Annotated in this window: 15 protein-coding genes; 6 read left to right on the plus strand and 9 right to left on the minus strand. The window is 71.1% G+C overall.

What is annotated here, in order from left to right; all coding sequences use genetic code 11:
* Window positions 1–12 precede the first annotated feature (12 nt).
* On the minus strand, window positions 13–840 hold the full coding sequence (locus tag V1351_RS08730; RefSeq protein WP_338747772.1) for a class I SAM-dependent methyltransferase: 828 nt from the start codon (window positions 838–840) through the stop codon (window positions 13–15).
* Between the two features lie 100 nt (window positions 841–940).
* On the opposite strand from V1351_RS08730, the gene V1351_RS08735 reads away from it, so the two are divergent.
* Complete coding sequence (locus tag V1351_RS08735; RefSeq protein ID WP_338747773.1) at window positions 941–2,200, plus strand: glycosyltransferase family 4 protein; 1,260 nt, start codon at window positions 941–943, stop codon at window positions 2,198–2,200.
* A gap of 73 nt (window positions 2,201–2,273) precedes the next feature.
* Here the strand turns inward: V1351_RS08735 and V1351_RS08740 are convergent, their stop codons facing one another.
* From V1351_RS08740 to V1351_RS08760, 5 genes are all read right to left on the minus strand, one after another.
* Window positions 2,274–2,426: a hypothetical protein gene (locus V1351_RS08740; protein WP_338747774.1), complete on the minus strand. Its 153-nt coding sequence runs from the start codon at window positions 2,424–2,426 to the stop codon at window positions 2,274–2,276.
* Window positions 2,427–2,506: 80 nt separating this feature from the next.
* Window positions 2,507–4,195, minus strand: coding sequence for a hypothetical protein (locus tag V1351_RS08745; RefSeq protein WP_338747775.1), 1,689 nt, complete (start codon window positions 4,193–4,195; stop codon window positions 2,507–2,509).
* Entirely contained in the window at window positions 4,195–5,316 is a 1,122-nt protein-coding gene (locus V1351_RS08750) for a glycosyltransferase family 4 protein (protein ID WP_338747776.1), read from the minus strand. Before V1351_RS08750 ends, V1351_RS08745 begins: the two co-directional genes overlap by 1 nt.
* Window positions 5,313–6,137 (minus strand): glycosyltransferase family 2 protein, encoded by an 825-nt coding sequence (locus V1351_RS08755; RefSeq protein WP_338747777.1) that lies wholly within the window; start codon window positions 6,135–6,137, stop codon window positions 5,313–5,315. Before V1351_RS08755 ends, V1351_RS08750 begins: the two co-directional genes overlap by 4 nt.
* Window positions 6,134–10,453, minus strand: coding sequence for an alpha-(1->3)-arabinofuranosyltransferase domain-containing protein (locus tag V1351_RS08760; RefSeq protein ID WP_338747778.1), 4,320 nt, complete (start codon window positions 10,451–10,453; stop codon window positions 6,134–6,136). The genes V1351_RS08755 and V1351_RS08760 overlap by 4 nt, the downstream gene beginning before the upstream one ends.
* Window positions 10,454–10,594: 141 nt before the next feature.
* Between V1351_RS08760 and V1351_RS08765 the strand changes: the two genes are divergently transcribed.
* The gene (locus V1351_RS08765; RefSeq protein WP_338747779.1) at window positions 10,595–11,863 is read left to right on the plus strand and encodes an oligosaccharide flippase family protein; all 1,269 of its coding nucleotides are present in this window, start codon (window positions 10,595–10,597) and stop codon (window positions 11,861–11,863) included.
* 16 nt (window positions 11,864–11,879) lie between these two features.
* On the opposite strand, the gene V1351_RS08770 is transcribed toward V1351_RS08765, so the two are convergent.
* Together V1351_RS08770 and V1351_RS08775 are read right to left on the minus strand one after the other, a co-directional pair.
* A complete protein-coding gene (locus V1351_RS08770; RefSeq protein ID WP_338747780.1) occupies window positions 11,880–12,722 on the minus strand; it encodes a class I SAM-dependent methyltransferase in 843 nt (280 codons plus the stop codon).
* Complete coding sequence (locus V1351_RS08775; protein ID WP_338747781.1) at window positions 12,722–13,354, minus strand: hypothetical protein; 633 nt, start codon at window positions 13,352–13,354, stop codon at window positions 12,722–12,724. Before V1351_RS08775 ends, V1351_RS08770 begins: the two co-directional genes overlap by 1 nt.
* Before the next feature lie 60 nt (window positions 13,355–13,414).
* On the opposite strand from V1351_RS08775, the gene V1351_RS08780 reads away from it, so the two are divergent.
* A complete protein-coding gene (locus tag V1351_RS08780) occupies window positions 13,415–15,364 on the plus strand; it encodes an acyltransferase family protein (protein WP_338747782.1) in 1,950 nt (649 codons plus the stop codon).
* Window positions 15,313–16,389 carry an NDP-sugar synthase gene (locus tag V1351_RS08785; RefSeq protein WP_338747783.1) on the plus strand — a complete coding sequence of 359 codons (1,077 nt, stop codon included), beginning with the start codon at window positions 15,313–15,315 and terminating at the stop codon, window positions 16,387–16,389. The genes V1351_RS08780 and V1351_RS08785 overlap by 52 nt, the downstream gene beginning before the upstream one ends.
* 16 nt (window positions 16,390–16,405) lie before the next feature.
* Here the strand turns inward: V1351_RS08785 and polA are convergent, their stop codons facing one another.
* Window positions 16,406–19,075, minus strand: coding sequence for a DNA polymerase I (gene polA, locus V1351_RS08790; RefSeq protein WP_338747784.1), 2,670 nt, complete (start codon window positions 19,073–19,075; stop codon window positions 16,406–16,408).
* 82 nt (window positions 19,076–19,157) lie between these two features.
* Between polA and V1351_RS08795 the strand changes: the two genes are divergently transcribed.
* Window positions 19,158–19,601 (plus strand): PaaI family thioesterase, encoded by a 444-nt coding sequence (locus V1351_RS08795; RefSeq protein ID WP_338747785.1) that lies wholly within the window; start codon window positions 19,158–19,160, stop codon window positions 19,599–19,601.
* Window positions 19,602–21,308 (plus strand): hypothetical protein, encoded by a 1,707-nt coding sequence (locus V1351_RS08800; RefSeq protein WP_338747786.1) that lies wholly within the window; start codon window positions 19,602–19,604, stop codon window positions 21,306–21,308.
* Window positions 21,309–21,312 lie beyond the last annotated feature (4 nt).

The raw sequence follows: 21,312 nt of genomic DNA on the forward strand, positions 1-21,312 counted from the left end.
GCACGCCACCCATCATGGCCGACGGGCGTGCAGGTGCAGCGTGGGCCGTGTGCGCGGTCGTACCAGGCGCTGGGCGAGGACGAGCGGCAGGCTCGCGACCGCTCCGGCCACCACGGCATCGGACGCGAGCACGCCACGGGGCCGCGGCCCCGGGCGCACGGCCCTGGCCACGCTGGCGGCATCGACACTCAGGCTGTCGAGCAGGAGGCGGCGCACCCGGACGTCGACGAAGCCGGCCGCCTCGGCGGCCCGGGTCAACGAGTCCGCCGTGAAGAACCGAACGTGCGTCGGGTCCTCCAGCATCCACCATGCGGCCCCGTACCGGTCGAGGGCGGTGCTGTCACCGGCCGGGGTGAGGAAGCCCACGCGCCCACCGGGACGCAGCAGGTCGTGGGCGGTAGCGAGCGCCCGGTGGGGGTTGGCCACGTGCTCGAGGACGTGCACGCCGTAGACGAGGTCCTGGTCACCCGGCAGGTCGGCTGCGTCCTCGATGCCGCCGACGCGCAGGTCCCCGCGGGCCCGCACCACCGGGTCCACGTCGACGAGGAGCTGGTCCGGATCGACTCCGGCGACCTCCGCCCCGGCGTCGAGGAAGCGGCGCAGCAGGGAGCCCGCTCCGTACCCGATCTCGAGGACGCGCTCCGGCATGCCGTCGCGCACGAGCTCCCGGTGGGTCAGGTCCAGACGGATCCGGTCGAGGGTGGGCTCACCCCCGTACGCGAGGTCGCGGTGGTCGGCCGGACAACGACCGAGATCTCGTTCGACGTGCCCGCACCGGGTGCAGCGATCGAGGACGCACCCACCCCCGACGGCCTCGCCGAGCACCAAAGAGCCGCACATCTCACACTCGGATCGGGACCTTTGGCCTACCGTTGGGTAACTCACGGCAGTAGCCTAACCGTCGGTGCCGTGACCTCCCCGGTACCGACAAGGAGAGATGATGACGATCAGCGGGACCCACCCGATGACCCGCCTTCGGGTGCTGTACCTGTCCTGGCGCGACCGCGAGAACCCGGAAGCCGGCGGCGCCGAGACCTTCACCGAGCGCACGTCCGAGGTCCTCACCCAGCGGGGGCACGAGGTGACGATCTTCACCGCCGCCTACCCCGGTGCCAGCCCCACCACCCGCCACGGCGACGTGCAGGTGCTCCGCCGCGGCTCGAAGTTCAGCGTCTATCTCCACGGCATGTGGCATCTGCTGCGCCATGGCCGCGACTACGACATCGTGCTCGACGTGCAGAACGGCGTGCCCTTCTGGTCGCCGCTGGTGTCGCGGACCCCGATCATCAACATCGTCCACCACGTCCACCGCGACCAGTGGCGTGCAGTATTCAACGACACGGTGGCCCGCCTGGGCTGGTTGCTGGAGTCGAAGGTCGCGCCGTGGGTGTACCGCAAGAACCGGTACGTGACCGTCTCCAAGTCCACCCGCGACGAGCTCGCCGGCCTGGGCGTCGATCCCGGCCGGGTCGACCTCGTCTACTCCGGCAACGACCGACCGGATGACCTGGACCACTACGCGTCGCTCGAGCGCACGAACACCCCATCGATCCTCTTCCTGGGCCGCCTCGTCCCGCACAAGCACGTCGAGCAGGCCATCGACATCCTCGCCGCGCGCGCGGCGACCCATCCGGACCTCGAGCTGCACGTGGTCGGCGGCGGCTACTGGGAGGCGGAGATCGCCAATCACGCCAGGGAGCGCGGTGTCGCCGATCGCGTCCACCTCCACGGCTTCGTCGACGAGCCGGTCAAGCACGAGCTGCTGGCCCGGGCCTGGGCCGTGGTCATGCCCTCGCACAAGGAGGGGTGGGGCCTGACGATCGTCGAGGCCGGCCTGCACGGCACCCCTGCGGTGGCCTACTCCTTCGCCGGAGGACCGAGCGAGTCCATCGTCCACGGGCGCACCGGTCTCCTCGCCGACTCCGTGGAGGAGTTCGAGGAGCACGTCATCGAGCTCATCGACGACCCCCTCCTCCGACGCACCCTGGGCCGGACGGCCCGGCTCTACGCCAGCTCCTTCGACTGGGACCGCACCGGTCGGCGTCTGGAGTCGGTGATCGCCTCCGTCATCGGCCACGCGGACCGCTACCGCGATGACGTCATCGACCTCGACGCCCTCATCGCCCGGGCGCCCGAGACGCCCGAGGCACCCGCCACCGAGGTGGTACCGAAGGAGGGCCTGGCGGCCATCGCCTCCTGATGGTCGTCACCGTCCGGGGACGACGAAGGGGGCCGGTCACCGTGCGGTGACCGGCCCCCTTCGTCGTGCGAGGTCAGCTGTTGTAGTTGATGACCTGCTGGTTCTCCTGAGGCATGGAGGCCGTGCTCTGGGACTGGACGATGCCAAAGATGGCCAGTGCCGCCACGAGCGCGCCAAGGACGGTGCCGCCGACGTTGTAGGCGATCTTCTTCGAGCCGGTGTTCACTTCACAACCCTCCAGGAGTGGATGTCTTTCCCCCATGGTAAACCCACGGGTCACTACGGCGCGACCCCAACAGGCGTGCGTCAGGTCTCATCGCGACGTGACCGCGCCAGCAGAGCGACGGCCACGAGCACGGCAACCAGCGTACCGGCCAGACCCGCACCCACCAGGGGACCACGCGAGGTGGCCGTCGCGTCCGTGGCCCCTAGGTCGTGGACCTCGAGGTCACCGGCCACGAGGACCGGCTCACCGGGCAGGTCGGGCACCGACCGCGGCGGCGCCGGTTGGTCGGTCTGGACGACGACCCACCGCACGCCCTCCTGCCTCAGCAACTCGACCGTGTCCGTCCCGTCCGCCAAGGAGGTGGTCACGGCAGCCGCCGCAGGGTCCTCCCCCGCCACGGTCCGTTCGCCACGCAGGGCCAGTCGGTCGTCGGAGACGACCCGCTGCGGCAGGAGGCGGTTCCACGGGTCGAGGACGACCCGGTCGTCGTTCCAGTCGTAGCGCCGGTAGGTCGACCACGGGAAGACCGCCACCGCATCGGCCGAGGTCGACAGCCGATCGGTCACGAGCTCGACCTCGTTAGGCCACCCGACACTGCCCCACGCCCCCCAGTGCCCCCATGCCAGTGTCGGGAGGGTCGCCACGGGCCAGACCACGGCCACGGTCAGCAGGACCACCGGGAGTCGGTCCAGACGGACCCGGTCGACCACTCGCGCCGTGGCGACCGCGAGGAGGAGCACCCACAGGGCCGCGAACTTCTGGGCGTCACGCAGGATGCCACCGCCGGGGACGGTCGTGACGACGGCCTCGAGGAGGACCGGACCTCCCGGCAGGGCCCCCAGCGCCGCCAGCACCAACCCCAGGACGCCGGCCATCGTGGCGCCCCGCGAGAGCGGGTCGACCCACCAGTGCCGGCGGCGGACACAGAGCAGGAGCAGGGCGAGCACCGCCAGCAACGCACCCGCGGCCACCGGCCAGGTCGTACGTTCGACGAACCACGTGCCCTCGTGCCAGAGGCCCCCACCGAGGAGCAGCGAGCCGAGGGCTCCGAAGGGGGTGTCGGCCGTCGCGGCGAAGGCGCTCGCACCGGCCGGGTCGGCCGCGTGGGAGGCCGAGCGCAGGAAGGGGTACCACCACGAGGCATTGGCCAGCAGAGCCGTCCCGGCGACGATCGCCAGGTGCCGTGGGTGGGGTGGTACCGATCCACCCGGGACCAGTACCACCACCGCCGCGAGGATCGTCGCGATGATCCCGGGGGTCGAACCGGCGAGCGCCGACGCCGTGAGCGTCACGACGAGGGCGGCGACCCCCTTCCCCGAGGACCGCAGTCGTGCGGCCGCCACGAGGACCCACGGCAGCAGGGCGAAGCCGACGAGGTAGCCCCAGTGACCGATGCCGAGCCGTTCACCCACCCACGGGTTCCACGACCACCACGTGGCAGCCGCCACGGCACCCACCCGGGTGGCGGCCAACCGACCGACCCCGGCGCCACCGAGCACGAAGCCGCCCAGGAGGATCACCTTCTGCACCACCCATCCCGGCAGGGCCAGGGACGCCAGCGCGACCAGCAGGTCGTTGGGGACGGCTCGCGGCACGGTGCCGTCGACACCGAGGGTGCGTGCCGACACCGGCAGGTCCGGGACGAAGACGAGGTCGTAGTGCAGGGTGTAGCCCGGCACCAGTGCCGGGCCCAGGACGAGGACGCCCAGCACGAGGCCGACGCAGCCCCCGACCGACATTGGCCGAAACCGGGAAGGTGTGCGGTCCATCAGCTCGACCGGTGCAGGGCCTCGACCTCGCTGAATGCCGTGCCCATGGCCACGCACTGCGTCGCCAGATCGTGGTGGGTCAGGGCATGACGTCGGTTGGCCGCCCCGACCTCAGCACGTCGGATGGGGTCGGACAGATGGTGCAGGATCCCGTCGGCCACGGCTTCGGCCGAGTCCTCCACGAGATGGTTCGGCGGATGCACCGCCTCGTCGTTGGTGCCGCACCGGGTCGTGACGACGGGCAGCCCGCTGGCCAGTGCCTCGAGGTAGGCCAGGCCGAGCTGCTCGGTCCACTTCCATGTCGGCCGCGGCGCCGTCGTGAAGACTGCGGCGGACCGCATGAGTGCGGCCACCCCGGCCGTGTCCAACGACCCCATGAACTCGACCCCGGTGCGCGGGTCCTCGGCCTCGGCCCGCACGAGGTGCTCCAGAGGGCCTCTCCCGGCAACCCGCAGGCGGGCCTGCGGGATCGAGCGGCGCACGATGCGCATGGCCTGCAGGACGCGGTCGATGCCCTTGTTCGCCGCCAACGGCGAGACGAAGACGACGACGGGCTCCTGCGTCGGCGTGGGCGCGGGGTGGAACAGCTGCGTGTCCACCCCCGGCTTGACCACCCGGATCAGCTCCTCATCGAACCCATTGGCCACCAGGTGGTCCTTGGCCGCGTCGACCATGCACAGGAGCAGGTCGGCGTCCCGACAGGAGTTCAGGGCCTGACGGTACGGCGGGAGCCGGTACAGGGGTTGGTCGGGCAGGTTCTCCCAGGTGATCACCGCCTGCAGCGGACGGGACGCCCCGGCGGTGCGGGCGGCCCGCCGCCAGGCGGACGCCTGACCGGTCACGAGGGAGCACAGCTCGAGCGAGGTGACCCAGTCGTGCTGCCGGGGGTCCTGCTGGTCCAGGCCGCGGACCCAGGCCAGGGCGCCCGCCTCGACGAAGCGCTTGATGGGGCGGCGGTAGGTGCTCGGGATCCAGTCGACCTCACCCACGGGTTCCTGTCGGGCCATCGCCCGGACCCGGGTGCCGGGCATGCGCGACATCCAGTACAGCTCGCGACGGGGTCGCTGGTCGGGGAGCGAGACCCACAGCATGCGCCGCACGTCGTCGGGCCCGGGACTCATCGTCGCGCCTGCCCGGCCCGGTCCCGGCGTCCCCGGTGGGCACCGAGCGCATAGCCGCCCGCCTCAAGGGCGCGCAGCACGACCATCCCCGCAGCATGCGCGGGCTGCCGCAGCAGGAGTCGGTGGTTGCGCACGTAGGACTTCATGACGGCACGGCCCTGGGCCGTCACAGCACCGTCGTGCTCGCGGGCGAAGGCAGGAATGCTGCGACCGTAGTAGTACCGCTTGCGCATCACGTCGCTGACCGTGAGCCGGCCCTCGTCGTGGTCGATGATGATCGGGGCCAGTTCGATGCCGGCTCCGCTGGAGCGCATCTTCATCCGCAGGTCGGCATCCTCGGGCCCCGACATGTCCGGGTGGAAGGCTCCCTCCCCCAGGAGGTAGTCACGCCGCACCAGTCGCGGGTTGTGCAGCCAGGGGTCGTCGAGGTAGCACTCGCGCTCCAGGGCACGGCACGCCGTCCAGAACCCGTCGCCGATCGTGCGCTCCGGCAGGGCGATCCCGAGCGCGCCCGTCGCGTGCGCCGTCTCCAGCGCCAGGGCGATCGTCCTGGGTGGGAGGATCATGTCGCTGTCGAGCCACAGCACCCAGTCGGACGTCGCGGCGCGCACGCCGGTGTTGCGTTGCGCCGAGCGCTCCGGCCCGGCGGTGATGACCCGGTCGGCGATCCCTTCGGCGATCTGCGCGGTGCCGTCGGTGCTGTGGTTGTCCACGACGATCAGCTCGACGTCGGGGTGGGTCTGATCGACGACCGAGTGCAGGCACGCCTTGATCGTGCGCACGTTGTTGCGGGTCGGGACGACGACTGTCACGGAGGTCACGGGTCGGTCTCCTCTGGTGGATCGTGGCGCATGAAGGTGCCGAGGACGGCGAGCACGAGTCCGGCACCGGCGATGTGGTGGGGCACGAGGGCCGACTTGACCGCATCGGCATCGACCGTACCCAAGGTGTCGGTGACGACCGCCGCGTACAGGACGAAGGCGGCCGCGGAGAGGAGGACGAGTCCGGCGCCGGTCGCGATGACCAAGCCCGGCCGCGGGCTCCCGCGACGCACGAGCAGCACGACCGCCAGCGCAGCCAGGCCGCCGCCGATCCCGGTCAGGGCAGCGGTGCCCAGGACGACTCCCGCCTCGACCGCCAGTCGTCGACCACCGTGCTGCTGCGTCAGCAGCTCGGTCAGCCCCCGGGTGACGCGGCGGTGACGCACCTGCGGATCGGGCTCGGGATCCCCACCCGCACCGGCGCCGTCACCGCTGTGGAAGGGATCGTCTCCGGGGACGTCGCCGGCGAGGAACGCGTCATCATCGCCCGTGGTCGAGGACGGGTCCTCGTGCGAGGAGGCAGACGTCCCGCCGGGCGCCTGGCCCCATTCAGTCTCCCGCTCGGTGCGCAGGCTGGCGACTCGACGCCGCACGAGGGGGGCGAAGAAGACCGCGAGTGCCACCAGCAGGCCGAGACCGGAGAGCACGAGGGCGACGTTCGCTGCGCGCTGCGGCCCGTATCCGATGTGCACGCTGTGCGCATCGAGGTCGTCGACGTACCAGCCGACGGCGTACCCGTTGACGACGACCGGTTCACCCAGGTCGGTGCCGTCCTCGAGGGTCGCGTTCCAGCGGGGGTCGTAGCCCTGACCGATGGACAGGAAGTAGGGCTCCTGCGCCGGTCCGACGTCGACGGTCATGGACGAGGTGAATGTCTCCCGCTGCACCTCGACGACCGGCGACGGCACCTCCTCGACGACCTCGCTCCCCCGGACGTCGCGCAGGCTCAGCTCGTCGAGCTGGAAGTCCTCGACCGGCCGCAGCCGGTGCTCACCCCAGACGAACGTCTGCTCCTCGCACCCGCCCCAGGGTGTGCCGTAGCCATCGGTCCCGCCGATCTGCTCGGGGTCCGCCGGCCGCATGCGCACGGGCTCCCCGTCGATGGTGGCGACCGCGACGCACGGGCGTGCGGGTCCTCCACGGGTGATCGTGGCGCCGGTGTCGATGCTCACGAACCGCGCGGGGCGCTCACCCTGCGCCCCGTCCACCGCGTCGATCCGCAGGCGGACGCTCTCCCCGCTCGTGCCGGGTGGCAGGTCGATCGAGGCCGTGCCCTCGCCGAGCTTCCCGGTCGCGACCTCCTCGCCGTCGACGAGCACGGTGGCGGTGGTCGCCCACGCCGTGTCGTCCTCGTCGCCGGGCCCCGGCTTCTGCGTGACGGTCACCCGGGAGAGGTCTCGCTGCGGCCCGGTGAGCTGCCACCACGCCTCGGTGATCTCGCCACCGGGGACCCACGCGGTCCGTGCCGATCCGTCTGCGGCCTTGGAGGCACGGCGGGCCAGCGAGTCGAAGTACGTGCGGTTGGAGCGGGCACGGTAGGTGTCGTCCATCCCGGAGAGCCGGTCGGCCGCCGACTCGAGGTCACCGCGGACACGCACGCGGGCGCCGAGCTCGACGGTCCGCTCGTCCGGGAGCGTGAAGTTGCGGCGCAGGTCGGTCTCGGTGTCGTCGTCCGGGTCCGATGTGTTCTCCACCCGGGTGAAGAGCACGTCGAGCGGGGCGTCCGCGAAGTCCTGGCGCTCACGGGCGGACAGCTGGCCGTACAGGCGCGAGAAGGTGTCGGGAGTCTCGATCGCGCGCTCGGCGACGAGGTCGTCATCGCCGAGGTCGATCTCCGAGATCCCCACCAGGCTGACGCCCTCGCCCCTCAACCCCGCGACGGTCAGCTCCACCTCGTCGGTGCTCACGCCTCCCAGGTCGATCGTCGCCGTGCCCTCGCCGTCGACCTCGACCGTCCGCGCCACATCGCCCGCGCGCACGTCCAGGGAGGAGATCGCCACGTCGCCCACCGACATGGTGTCGATCCTCACCGTGTCCAGTGGGCGCTGCTCCGGCAGCCGGAGGGTGAGCGACTCGCCCTTCGCCCGACGGAAGTCACCGAAGATCCACGAGGTCGACGGGTCCCCGTCGACGGCGTTCTCCGCGACCCCGTAGGGCAGGTCGAAGAAGGCGCCGCCCGCGCTGGTGGCGTCGACCAGCACACCGCTCGTGGCGAGGGTGCTCTGGTCCTGCGCATCGCCCAGGGCCCGAGTGATCGCCGGCTCCTCGTCCGGGGGCAGCACGGCTCCCTGGTTCGCCGTCAACCGGTTGGTGATGGCTTCACGACGCTGGTTGGTGTCGGTGACGACCATGCGGGAGCCCTGCTCGAGGAGATGACGAAGGTCCTCCTGCGAGACGTCCTGCGCGTAGCGCATCGCCGGTGAGCCGGAGAGCAGCCCCTGCTGGGCCATCGGTGGAATGGCCCACGCGTCCCCGGCCACGACGACGGTGCCGGTGGCGGGGGTCGCGCGCACCATCCCCCGGGACTGCTCGACGCCATACAGCTGCAGCGGTGGCAGGAGGGCCTCCGTCTGGGACTGCGGCGGGAAGGACCGGGTGAACATGTTCTGACCCGACTCGCCGAAGTTCCGCAGTCCCTGCAGGCCCTCGTCCTCACTCAGCGCCTCGGCGTTGTGTGCCGGGCGGGCCCCTCCGGAGTCCTCCCACTCCACGTCGTGACGCAGCAGGACGTGGTCCACCCCCAGGTAGCGGGCGAAGGGGGAGATGTCGGTGCTCCCGGACGTCCCCGACTGCAGGGTGGTGCTCAACGCCGCGAGATAGTTGCCGCCCCACCGCGAGGTGTTGGGGGTCGTCTCGGGGATGACGGCGTCGCGCTCGAACAGGGAGTTCGGCAGATCGTCCGGTCGCTCGAGACTCCAGCGGTAGTCGGACCTGGTCTGGCCGGGCAGGAGGAGCACCCTGTGGTTGGGGTCGCCCGTGTCAACGGCGTCGGCCGCCTCCTGCCAGTAGTCCGGGACGTCCAACGGCGAGACGTAGAGGTTGCCGCTCACGGCGGGGGCGATCAACGCGATCACGGTCGCCGTGCCCAGGGTGCCGACGATCGGGGCACCGCCCGGGCGTCGGACCACGGCGGGCAGCAGGCGGATGATCGCCCACCCGATCACGAGCGCGAAGGCCAGTGCCAGACCTGCGCCGACCTTGTTGGTGGTGCGGAAGGCCACGAGCGGCCCGACGTGCTCGAAGAGCTGACGCAGCACGACCGCGACGAGCGAGCCACCGTTGCCCCCGGGGTAGATCCCGACCATGATCACCGCCACCATGCCGGTGGCCACCGCCGACAGCCGGGCCAGACGTGCCGGTGCCACCTTCAGCGAGAAGAGGGCCAGCGCGGGCCAGAGCATGGTCAGCAGGATGATCACGGCGCTGGTGAAGTACATGGCGAACTGTGGCAGCCACGGGCCGGCGTCTCCCGACCCGTAGTACGACCACAGACCCAGCCCGCGCAGCACCTCGACGAAGGAGCTGGTCCGGGCGATCCCGTCCAGCGACTCCGACCCGGCGGCGATCCGGGCTCCCGTGTCCGTGGCAGCCGCACCGGGGATCAACCAGTAGAGCGAGACGACGATGACGAAGAGGGCGCTCTTGCCCAGGGAGGCCGCCACCCGGGACCAGGGCAGCCCCTGCTCGGCCCGTACGTAGAGGGCCACCGGGATGACGAGCAGGAGTTGGTAGACGGGGATGACACCGACGTTCATCCCGCTCATGGCGAAGAAGACCAGCCCGACCGCTGCCGGCCACGCCCAGCTCGACGGGTCGCGCAACGACTTCGTCACCGCGACGAGCAGCCAGGGCAGCAGGGCCATCGGCAGGGCGACCGCCAGGGTGCTGCCCGCGGCGACCGCGTAGGGGTTGGCGATGTAGGCCACCCCCGCGAGCAGGCCGGCCCAGACGCTCGCGCCGGGGACGAGGGTGCGCAGGAGGCGGTTGGTCCCCCATGCGGCCAGGGCCCAGAGGATGAGGTGGTAGACCTTGAAGGCCAGCTCGGGGTCGAGCCCGATGCCGCGCAGGAGTGCTGTCGTGGCCAGGACCGGGACCAGTCCCACGTTGAAGTTCGGCGATCCGAGATAGGGCGAGGAGGTCCACGCCGACAGGTACCGCGGCAGCATCTCGCCGGGGTTGAGGTAGACCTCTGGTTTGATGTCGGTCTGGAAGACACCCCAGCTGTTGCCGAAGACGATGACTGCCAGGACGACGAGGAGGATGACCGAGACCGTCCGCACGGAGACCGCGCTGGGTAGCCGGAGCCGGCTGCGCACGCTGACGTCTCCTCTCGTCCGGTTCTGGAGTGTGACGCACCTGCAGCGCGCCGGTCGAGCGATCCTAACCGACGGCGCTGACCCCGCTACCGGGGCGTAACATCGGACCCGCCCCCCATCAACGACCGCATCAGGAGTGCCATGTCGTCGCGCGCTCGCCGGATGCTGCCGACCGCCGGGCTGACCCTCGGCGTCGCCATGGGACTGGCCAACGTCATGGGCTACGTCTTCGTCGCCCTGGTCTCGGCGACACTGGGGCCCGCTGATTTCGGTGGATACTCCGCGCTGAACACCTACGGTGTCCTGCTCGCGATGCCCGCCGGCGCGTTCCAGGTGATCGTGGCCCGTCGTCAGACCCGCACGCACCGTGCCCAGCACCGTCACGTGACCGGGCTGAGGAGCTCCCTCGTCGTCGGTGTGCTCCTCGCCGTGATCACCATCGCCCTGTCCCCCCTGCTCCGCGACCTCCTGCGCCTCGAGACCGCCTGGTCGGTCGTCTGGTTGGCGTTGATGCTGCCGCCGATGACCGTCACCGGCGCCCTGCAGGGCGTGCTGCTCGGACGTGAGGCCTACGGGCGCCTCTCCCTCGTCTACCTCGTGACGGCGGGAACCCGCCTCGCCGCCGCGGGGATCGCGGTCGGCTGGCGATTCGACGTGGCCGAGGTCTTCGGGGCCACCCTGGTCGCGTCGGTGGCCACCGTCGGCGTCGCCCTGGCGCTCGCCCGCAGGGACCTGGGCACCGGATCCCGTGCACCACGGGTCCTGGTGCTGCTCGACGATCTCGTCCGCAGCAATGTCGCGCTCGCCGGCCTGATGGCCCTGTCGAGCCTTGACGTGGTGCTCGCTCGCACGGTCCTGACCGACCACGACAGCGGCTCGTACGCCTTGGCCGCACTGTTCGGCAAGGTCGTCTTCTGGGGGACCCAGTTCGTCGCACTGGCGATCGTGCCCATCCTCGCGGACTCCCGCACCGGCGGGCAGGTGCGCGCGACGCTGCACCGCTCCGCCCTGGGTGTGCTGCTCATCGGTTCCGTCGTCTCCCTCGGGTGCGCGCTGCTGCCCGGACCGCTCGTTGCGCTCTCGGGTGGCTCGGCGTTCGTCGACGCCGAGCCGCTCCTGGTGTGGGCCGCCGTCACCGGGACCCTGTGGGCCGTCGTGCAGGTGTGGCTCTTCGCCGGGATGAGCCGCGGCGACCACGTCATGACGGTCGTGGTCTGGCTCGCCGCCGCTGTGCAGGCCGCCCTCGTCCTCGTCGTCTTCAACAGCTCGCCCTACGAGATCTTCGCCACCGTGGGCGGCACCGCTGGGGTGGTCGCCCTCATCGGTCTGGCGCGAGTGCCCAGAGGTGGGATGACCCCCTCCCCGGACTCGGCCGAGACGGCGGAGGCGCTCGGGATGACGCGGGAGTGAACTGTGGAGGACCCGGTCAGCCCGGGTCGATCTGGCTGGCCTTCTTCGACGGGTAGAGCGTCTTGGCCAGCGGGATGAGCCCGGGGAAGTGGTGGATCGCCTTCCAGGCCGCCTTCTGGCCGGGCCCGAGCGAGGCCAGGTAGGCCAGACGACGCCACCGCACGTCCCAGGACTCCGCGCTCCCCCGTGCCGTCGCCGCGTCGCGGCGGAAGCTCAGGGCGTGCAGACCGTTGGCCCACCGCGGATCCCCGTTGACCTCGGCATCCCAGCGGCGCTCGACGCGCCACTGCGGGTGTCGCGCGATGAACTCCTCGTGCGCACCGCTCACCATCGGGTAGCTCGCATCGTCGACGAGGATGATCGCCTCGTCCGCCAGCCACGGCTCGATGATGCCCAACGCGAGGTAGTGCGAGAGCCCGGTGTGCTCCCCGTCGTAGAAGTAGACCCCGACGGGCCTGTCGACGATCCCCGGACGACGCAGCAGCGCGAAGCAGTTGCCCTCGATGAGGCGCACGTCCGCGTGGGCGGCGTAGGTGGCGAGGTTGCGCTCGAGCTCCACGCGGGCCGCCCGACCCTGCATCCCGAACTCGAGGTAGTTCTCCACGACGTAGAACGTCTTGTCGTCCACGTCCTGGACCGCGGCGCACATCGACCGGCCCTTGTAGCTCCCGACCTCGAGGTAGCACTCGTCAACCGGCATGACCCGGGCCGCCGCGTTCAGCACCGCGAGCTCGTTGGCCGAGGTGTAGCCGTTGACCGACTCGGCGATCCCGACGAAGCGCGGATCGCGTGGCGCGCTCGTCCGCGGGTCCCCGTCGAAGGCCCGGTCGACCTCCGCGAGGAACTCCTCGACCCGCATCAGCGCCAGCCGTCCGAGGACCAGTCGTCGTCCGCACGGCGTCGGGGAGCCGGGTCCGCGAAGTCGTCGTCCCGCAGCACCGAGCGGCGTCCTCCGCCGCGGCGGCGAGCCGTGCGACTGTCCGCCACGTCGGTGTCGAGATCGTCATCGGCTGCGCGGTCACGTGCGTTCTCCGCGCCGCGCAGGCCTTCGGAGCGCCCCCGCTCCGAGGTGGGGGGTGTGTCGTCGCCGCGGTCGCGCAGGTCCACATCGCGGTCGCGCGTGTCGGCGCGCAGGTCGATGTCGTCCTGCCGGCGGCGACGCGGGCGGTCGTCGTCATCGTCCCAGTCCTCGTCGTCGCGCTGACCGCGCAGCAGCCAGAACGCTCCCAGCCCCACCACGCAGACCCCGGAGAGACCGGAGTAGATCGCCTTGTTCCGGGCGATCGTCTCGGGGTCGTTGCAGACGTTCTTCGCGTCGGTGTTGGGTGAGCTCGGGGATCCACACTTGAAGATCCCCTGCTGGCCGCCGGTCTCGAGGACGACGGGGGTGGTGTAGAAGAACACCGCCGCAAAGATCAACGGGATCCCGAGGATGATCGCCAGGGGAGCGATCTGGCGTGTGGTGGACGTCGCCTCGGTGTGCTCATTCATGGAGCGCACATTACCCGCCGGTCGGGTAATAATGGCCTCGCCCCCCTTCGGAATCAGGTCATGACCGCGACGATCTCAGCCACCACGCACACGTCCCTTCCCTACCGTCCCGCCATCGACGGACTGCGGGCGTTCGCAGTCCTCTCCGTGATCACCTTCCACCTCCTGCCGGCGACCCTGCCCGGAGGCTGGTTCGGCGTGGACGTCTTCTTCGTCATCTCCGGTTTCCTCATCACCGCCCTCCTCCTGGCCGAGTACCGCCGTGAACGCGGCCGCATCAACCTCGTGGGCTTCTGGTTCGCCCGTGCCCGTCGGCTCCTGCCCGCTCTGTTCGTCGTGCTCGCTGCCGTTCTCGTCGGCGCGACCTTCCTCACCGTGTCGGGACGTACCGGACACGTCGCGGGCGACGTCCTGGCCACCCTCGGGTACCTCGCGAACTGGCGCTTCGTCCTCGGCGACGAGGCCTACTTCGGCCAGGTGGCCTCCCCCTCACCGTTGCGGCACGCGTGGTCGCTGGCGGTCGAGGAGCAGTTCTACATCGTCTACCCGGTGATCCTGATCGGCCTGCTCGCGCTCCTGCGACGGCGGGCCACCCTCGTCGCGGTCCTCGCACTCATCAGCGTCGCCTCGGCGGTGCTGATGGCCTCCCTGCACCACCCCGGGCTCGACCCGAGCCGCGTCTACTACGGCACGGACACCCGTGCCCACCAGCTGCTCGTCGGAGCCGCCGTCGCCGCGCTGATCAGTGGGGGCCCGGGAGCGATCGACCGCGACAGGATCCGGATCCTCGACACGTGGTGCCGCCGGCTCGCCCTCCCGGCGCTCCTCGTGGTGCTGTCCGCCTTCTGGTGGGCCGGTCCCGCCCAGAGCGCGATCTTCGAGGGCTGGGCCGTGCCCCTGTCCCTGACGATCTGCGTGGTGCTCGTCGCCGCGTCGAGCCCTGCCGCTTCGCTGAGCCAGAGGCTGCTGTCGTGGGAGCCACTACGGCGGATCGGGGTGGTCTCCTACGGCCTGTACCTGTGGCACTGGCCCCTCATCGTCTTCCTCAACGACCAGGTCCTGCCCATCCCGACCGCAGCACGGGTCGTGGTGCAGGCGGGGCTCACCGCACTCCTGGCCTGGCTGTCCTACCGGTATGTCGAGCGTCCGGTTCGCCGGGAGGGTATCCGAGCACTCGTGCCCCGGTTGCCCCGGGCGAGTGCGATGGTCGCCTGGGCCGCGGTCCCCGCCCTGGTCGTCGGTGCCGTCGCGCTACCGGCTGCGGCCCGCACCGTCGCGTCGACGACCGCGTCGTCGAGCGAGTTGACCATCCCCCAGCCCGCGTACCGCCCCGGCGGCGAGATGATCTCGGTCACCTTCATCGGAAACTCGGTGCCATTGAGCCTCACCACCAATTTCTCGGCCTCCAATCACCCGGACCTGCGCCTGAGGAGCCTCGCCAACACAGGCTGCGACCCCCTCGACGTCAACCGCTTCGCCGACGGAAAGGTCCTGACGGAGGCTGAGGGGTGCCCGCAGTGGCGTGACAGTTGGAGCACGGAATTGGCGAAGGATCCGTCCGATGTCGTCCTCTACTTCATCGCCCAGACGATGGTGACCGACCGAGTGCTCGACGGCCGGGTCATCACGTTCGGCTCACCCGCCTGGGTGCATCTCATCGAGCAGGAGTTGGATGAGGTCCGATCGGCTGCTGACGACAGCGAGTTCGCGCTGATGAATCTGGCCTGCCACGAGATGCCGACGTTCAACAGCGAGGAGATCCAGCGCGTGAACGACGAGCAGTACGTCACGACACTCAACGAGACGGTCTCGACGTGGGCGCAGGAGAACGATGTGCCGGTCCTGGACCAGCACTCCCTCCTGTGCCCCGGGGGCGAGTACCACGACACGATCAACGGCGTCCCGCTCTACCAGGACGGGATCCACTTCACGGCCGAGTCCGGGCCGGTCTTCTGGCGGTGGCTCGCGCCACGCCTGCAGCGGATCTCCCGTGGGGAGGACCTCTCCTGAGCCGCACCGACGCGGTCATCCTCGCCGGGGGCCTGGGCCGACGAATGCACCCGCTGACACAGGACTGCCCCAAGCCGTTGCTCCCCGTCGGGCCGTGGAGCCTGGTCGAGCACCAGATCGCTGCCCTCGCCCGAGCCGGTGTCGGGCGGGTCGTCCTCTCCACCGGGTACCGCCACGCGGACTTCGCACAGCTGGTCACCACGCTCCGGGCGAAGGGGGTCGACCTCACCACTGTCGTCGAGGACACCCCGCTGGGCACCGGAGGGGGCCTGAGGGAGTCGCTACGGGCCCTTCCCGGCGCCGAGGCCGTCATCGTCCTCAACGGGGACCTGCTCACCGGGCACGACCTCGCCACCCAGGTGGACCTCCTGCGTTCCGCTCCCCCCTCGGTGGCCGCCACCGTGCACGTGCGGGAGGTGGCCGACGCCCGGCCGTACGGCAGCGTGCTCACCGATCGCGACGGGTACATCACCGCCTTCGTCGAGAAGTCACCCACACCCCCTTCGCCCACCGTCAACGCCGGTACCTACGTCGTACGACCTGCCCTGCTCGACGCCATCCCCGACCACGGGGCCGTCTCCCTCGAGCGGGATGTCTTCCCCGGGCTCGCCGGGCACGGGGCCGTGCTCGCCCACCGCGAGGACGCCTACTTCCTCGACGTCGGCTCCCCCGCGGCACTCGTGCGGGCCACCCACGACCTGCTGCTCGCCCCCTGGCCGGGTGCGGCCCCGACGCCGCGCGGGGAGTCGCTCGTGCTGCCGGGCGCCGTCGTGGCCCCGGGGGCCCGGTTGTCCGCCGGCACCGTCGTCCACGCCGACGCACGCATCGCAGCGGGGACACGACTGGAGTCGGCCGTCGTGCTCCCCGGCGCACGGGTCGACGACCGCGCCGAGGTGGTCCGGTCGGTGCTCGGTCGCGGCGCCCGCATCGGCGCTGCCGCCCACGTCGTCGACTCGGCGCTCGGCACCGGACAACAGGTGGCCCCGGGCGAGAACCTCACCGACGCCCTTCGTCCCGAGGCCTGACCTCGGTCTCGACCGCTCAGTGGGCGGCGTCGTGCCAGCTGTCCCCCAGCCCGATGGACACGTCCAGCGGGACGTCCATCTCGACCGCAGCGCCCATCTCGGCCCGGACCAGCTCCTCGACCTGCTCCGCCTCGCCGGACGCGACCTCGATGACCAGCTCGTCGTGCACCTGGAGCAGCACCCGCGAGCTCAGGGCCGTGCGGGTCAGGGCCTCGTCGACACGCAACATCGCCACCTTCATGATGTCGGCTGCGGACCCCTGGATCGGTGCATTGAGCGCCATCCGTTCCGCCATCTGGCGACGCTGACGGTTGTCGCTGTTCAGGTCGGGCAGGTACCGCCGCCGACCGAGCATCGTCTCGGTGTACCCGGTGGCGCGTGCACGGTCGACGATCTCCTCGAGGTAGTCGCGCACCCCGCCGAAGCGCTCGAAGTACTCCTCCATGAGCCCGCTCGCCTCGGCGGTGGAGATGCCCAGCTGCTTGGACAGGCCGAAGGCACTCAGCCCGTAGGCCAAGCCGTACGACATCGCCTTGACCTTGCTGCGCATCTCCGGCGAGACCTCCTCGGGCGGGACGGAGAAGACCCGGGCGCCGACGAAGCGGTGCAGGTCCTCACCGGTGCGGAAGGCCTCGATGAGCCCCTCGTCCCCGGACAGGTGCGCCATGACGCGCATCTCGATCTGGCTGTAGTCGGCCGACATCAGCGTCTCGAACCCGGGCCCGACCACGAAGACCTCGCGGATGCGTCGGCCCTCCTCGGTACGGATGGGGATGTTCTGCAGGTTGGGGTCGGTCGAGGACAGCCGTCCGGTGGCTGCGATCGTCTGCTGGTAGGTCGTGTGGATCCGCCCGTCGTCGGCGATGGACTTGATCAGCCCCTCGACGGTGACCCGGAGACGGGTGGCGTCACGATGGCGCAGCAGGGCCTCCAGGAAGGGGTGCTCCGTCTTGGCGTAGAGATCCGCGAGGGCATCCGCGTCCGTGGTGTACCCCGTCTTGGTCTTGCGGGTCTTGGGCAGACCGAGGGTGTCGAAGAGCACAGCCTGCAGCTGCTTCGGCGAGCCCAGGTTGATCTGCTCGTCGCCGATCGCCGCCCACGCGTCAGCCTGGGCGGCGGCCACCTTGCCGGCGAAGTCCGACTCGAGCCCGTCCAGGGCGGCGCGGTCCACGGCGATCCCGGCCGTCTCCATCTGGGCGAGTACCCCGACGACGGGCAGCTCCACCGCGCGCATCAGCTCGGTGCCACCGGTCTCCTCGACCTGCGCCTCGAGCACGTCGGCGAGTTCCGCGGCGGCTGTCGCACGGACCATCGCGCCCCGACCGGCCTCGGTGTCGTCCGCGGAGAAGTCCAGCATCCCCTGGTCCCGGGGCTCCTCGTCGCCACCGGAGAGGTCTCGGCCGAGGTGCCGGACCGCCAGGTCGGCCAGGTCGTAGGAACGCTGGTCCGGGCGGACGAGGTAGGCCGCGATGGCCGTGTCGACGGCGAGGCCGGCCAGGGGCAGCCCGGAGGCGGCGAGGGCGAGCATCGGGCCCTTGGCGTCGTGGAGCACCTTGGGACGCTCCGTGTCGGCGAGCCAGTCGCGCAGCGCCTTCTCGTCGGCACCGTCGAGACCGGGCACGCTGACGAACGCCGCCGTCCCGTCGACCGTGGCCAGGCCGAGGCCGCTGACCTCGCCGGTGCCCCGGCCCCACTCACCGATCACCTCGACACCCAGGCGGCCCGCGGCATGCTCCGCGAGCCAGCCGGCCACCTCGCCCTCGGCGAGGAGCGTGCCGTCGACCTCGATGCCACCGCTGACCTCGGTCTCGGCCGTGTCGAAGGTCGAGAAGAGGCGGTCGCGCAGGACCCGGAACTCGAGGCTGTCGAAGAGGGTGTGGACCTTCTCCCGGTCCCACTCCCGCCGCTCGACGTCGGCGACCTCGAGCGGGACGGGGGCGTCGCGCACCAGCGCGTTGAGACGTCGGTTGCGCAGGACCTGGTCGAGGTTGTCGCGCAGCGACTGCCCGGCCTTGCCACCGATCTGGTCGACCGCCGCAACGATCCCCTGGAGGTCACCGTGTGCAGTGATCCACTTCGCGGCCGTCTTCGGTCCGACTCCGGGGACACCCGGGAGGTTGTCGCTCGCCTCGCCGACGAGCGCCGCGAGGTCGCTGTACCGCTCCGGTCCGACCCCGTACTTATCCGTCACGGCAGCCGGAGTCATCCGGGCCAGGTCCGAGACGCCCTTCCTGGGGTAGAGCACGGTGGTGTGCTCGTCGATCAGCTGCAGGGTGTCGCGGTCACCGGAGCAGATGAGGACGTCCATCCCGCACTCGCGTCCCTGGGTCGCGAGGGTGGCGATGATGTCGTCCGCCTCGTAGCCCTCGAGCTGCAGATGGCTGATGTTCAACGCGTCCAGGACCTCCTGCAGCAGCGGGATCTGCCCGGCGAAGGCATCCGGGGTGGCGCTGCGGCCGGCCTTGTACTCGGCGTACTCCGCGCTGCGGAAGGTCGCGCGCGACACGTCGAAGGCCACGGCCACGTGAGTGGGGTCCTCGTCACGCAGCACGTTGATCAGCATCGCGACGAACCCGTACACGCCGTTGGTGTGCTGGCCGGTGCTCGTCGAGAAGTTCTCCGCCGGGAGGGCGAAGAAGGCACGGTAGGCCAGAGAATGTCCGTCCAGCAGCAGTAGTCGACTCACGCGCGCCAGCCTAAGCGCTTGTGCCGACAGCTCGTCCTCATGGCAGGCTGGTGCAAGACCACGACAGATGTAGGAGACATCGATGACCGAGACCAGCGCGCCCCGCGGGAAGACCGCCTTCTCCCTCGACGAGCTCAACGCCCACCGCGGCGCCCTCCCCGAGCGCATGGGCATCGAGATCCTCGAGGCGAGCCCGGAGCGGGTCGTCGCCCGCATGCCCGTCGAAGGCAACACACAGCCGTACGGCATCCTCCACGGAGGGGCGAGCGTCGTCCTCGCCGAGACGGTCGGGTCGATCGGTTCCGCGATGCACGGCGCCGGGTCGGGCAAGATCTCCGTCGGTCTGGACATCAACGCCACCCATCACCGGGCAGCGCGCGCCGGCTGGGTGACGGCGACGGCCGTACCGGTCACGCTCGGCGGGACGCTCGCCTGCTACGACATCACGATCACCGACGACAGCGGTCGCCGCACGTGCACCTCCCGGCTCACGTGCCTGCTGCGCGACCAGCCGCCCGGCGCCTGAGTGGTCCGCCGAGCCCTCCCGCACGCCCTCGATCCCCGCGACTGGGGCCCCGCGGACCGGTTCGTCGCCCTGGCCGTCCTCGCGGTCCTGCTCGCCCCACTCTTCGCGGTCGTCACGGCGATCTCCCACGACTGGGCACCCACCGGCGACGACGCCACCATCGCCCTGCGCAGCGCCGGGATCCTCGAGGGTCACCTTCCGCTGACCGGGATGCGCAGCACGGCCGGCAACGGCGTGGACGTCAGCCTCTCGACGCACCACCTCGGGCCGCTGCAGTTCTACCTGCTCGCGCTCCCCCTGGCCCTGGCCGGGGGCACCGCCTCGGGGATAGTGATCGGGGGCGGTCTCATCGCCGCCGTCGCATCCGTGCTCACCGTCGTGTGGGCACGCCGCCTCGGCGGAACCCTCGGAGTCGCCGTCTTCACCAGCGGCCTGCTCCTGGCGCAATGGGCGATCGGGCCGGCGGCGTTGTTCCGGCCACTCAACCCGTATGCGCCCCTGCTACCGACCTACCTCGCGCTCCTGCTCCTGTGGGCGCTGGCGCGTGGTGACCATCGGGCGCTGGCTCCCTTCGTCGTCGCCGTCTCGCTGCTGGCCCAGGGCAACCTCGCCTTCCTGCCGCTGGCCGGAGTCCTCGGGCTGGCCGCGGTCACGGTGGCCCTGTGGCCGCCCCGGGACCAACCCCGTCCGGCGAGCCGTCGATCCGGGGGGCCGCCCCGGGCCCGCCTCGTACGGGCCCACCGCCGGTCCCGCCGATGGGCCATCGGACTGGGCGTCCTCGTGTGGCTGCCGAGCATGCTCGAGCTGTTCGTCCACCAGCCGAACAACGTGCGCCAGTTCGTACGCTGGGCCACCGCGGGCTCCGGTGATCCGATCGGTGTGGTCGCCGGGCTCGAGCACCTGAGTCTGCTCGCACCCGTACCGGGCGGGTTCCGCCGCTACTCGCCGGACCTGCTGACCACGGGGACCCAGGTGGGCACGATCCTCGGGATCGTCGTGCTCCTCCTCCTCGTGGGGATCAGCACCGGGTGGCGGGTGCCCCAGGGCCGGGCGAGCAGCGCGTGGCCCGCTCGTGCCGCACTGGTGGCGAATGTCGGCATGATCGCGACCGCGTCCCGGTTGCCGGAGTGGCCGGCCGCCCCCTACTGGGTCATCACCTGGCTGCCGGTCGCGGCCTTCACCTGGGCCGCTCTGGTGTGGCGGGGCCTGGCCTACCTCGAGAACGCCACTCCCCGACTCCCGGCGCGGATCGCGATGCCACTGGCGGGCGGCCTCGTCGTCGGTGGTCTCGCTGCCTCCGTGCTCGCCGTGCCGCCCGACTGGTCGGAGAACCGCTCGATGAGCGCGGTCGCCAGCACGACCGTGTCCGAGATGGGCACCGGTCAAGGACGCGCCGTGCGCATCTCCGGCTTCGGGTTCGTGCCGACCCTCGGCGCAGCCCCGGCGATCGCCTGGGAAGCGCACCGGGCCGGGTGGGAGCCCCACTACCTGAGCTCCTGGCCCTTCGAGGAGGACGCCGAGTACCTCTGGGCCGGGACGGCCCCCGAGGAGGCGGACGAGCTCTTCGTCATCGACAGCACCGAGCCCGAGCTCCACGACGCCGTCCCCGGAGCGGCTCCAGAGATCGCCGCCGTTGACCTGGCCCACCGCGACGGGACCATCTCGGTCTACCGTGACACCGGTGCCACGCAGGGGCCCGACCAGTGACGAC

Origin of the sequence: Janibacter sp. A1S7 (assembly GCF_037198315.1) — a bacterium.
Taxonomy (GTDB): domain Bacteria; phylum Actinomycetota; class Actinomycetes; order Actinomycetales; family Dermatophilaceae; genus Janibacter; species Janibacter alittae.

Coding starts and splice junctions, on each gene's coding strand:
- V1351_RS08730 (WP_338747772.1), bottom strand. CDS start 840: ATGTGCGGCTCTTTGGTGCTCGGCGAGGCCGTCGGGGGTGGGTGCGTC.
- V1351_RS08735 (WP_338747773.1), top strand. CDS start 941: ATGACGATCAGCGGGACCCACCCGATGACCCGCCTTCGGGTGCTGTAC.
- V1351_RS08745 (WP_338747775.1), bottom strand. CDS start 4,195: ATGGACCGCACACCTTCCCGGTTTCGGCCAATGTCGGTCGGGGGCTGC.
- V1351_RS08750 (WP_338747776.1), bottom strand. CDS start 5,316: ATGAGTCCCGGGCCCGACGACGTGCGGCGCATGCTGTGGGTCTCGCTC.
- V1351_RS08765 (WP_338747779.1), top strand. CDS start 10,595: ATGTCGTCGCGCGCTCGCCGGATGCTGCCGACCGCCGGGCTGACCCTC.
- V1351_RS08770 (WP_338747780.1), bottom strand. CDS start 12,722: ATGCGGGTCGAGGAGTTCCTCGCGGAGGTCGACCGGGCCTTCGACGGG.
- V1351_RS08775 (WP_338747781.1), bottom strand. CDS start 13,354: ATGAATGAGCACACCGAGGCGACGTCCACCACACGCCAGATCGCTCCC.
- V1351_RS08780 (WP_338747782.1), top strand. CDS start 13,415: ATGACCGCGACGATCTCAGCCACCACGCACACGTCCCTTCCCTACCGT.
- V1351_RS08795 (WP_338747785.1), top strand. CDS start 19,158: ATGACCGAGACCAGCGCGCCCCGCGGGAAGACCGCCTTCTCCCTCGAC.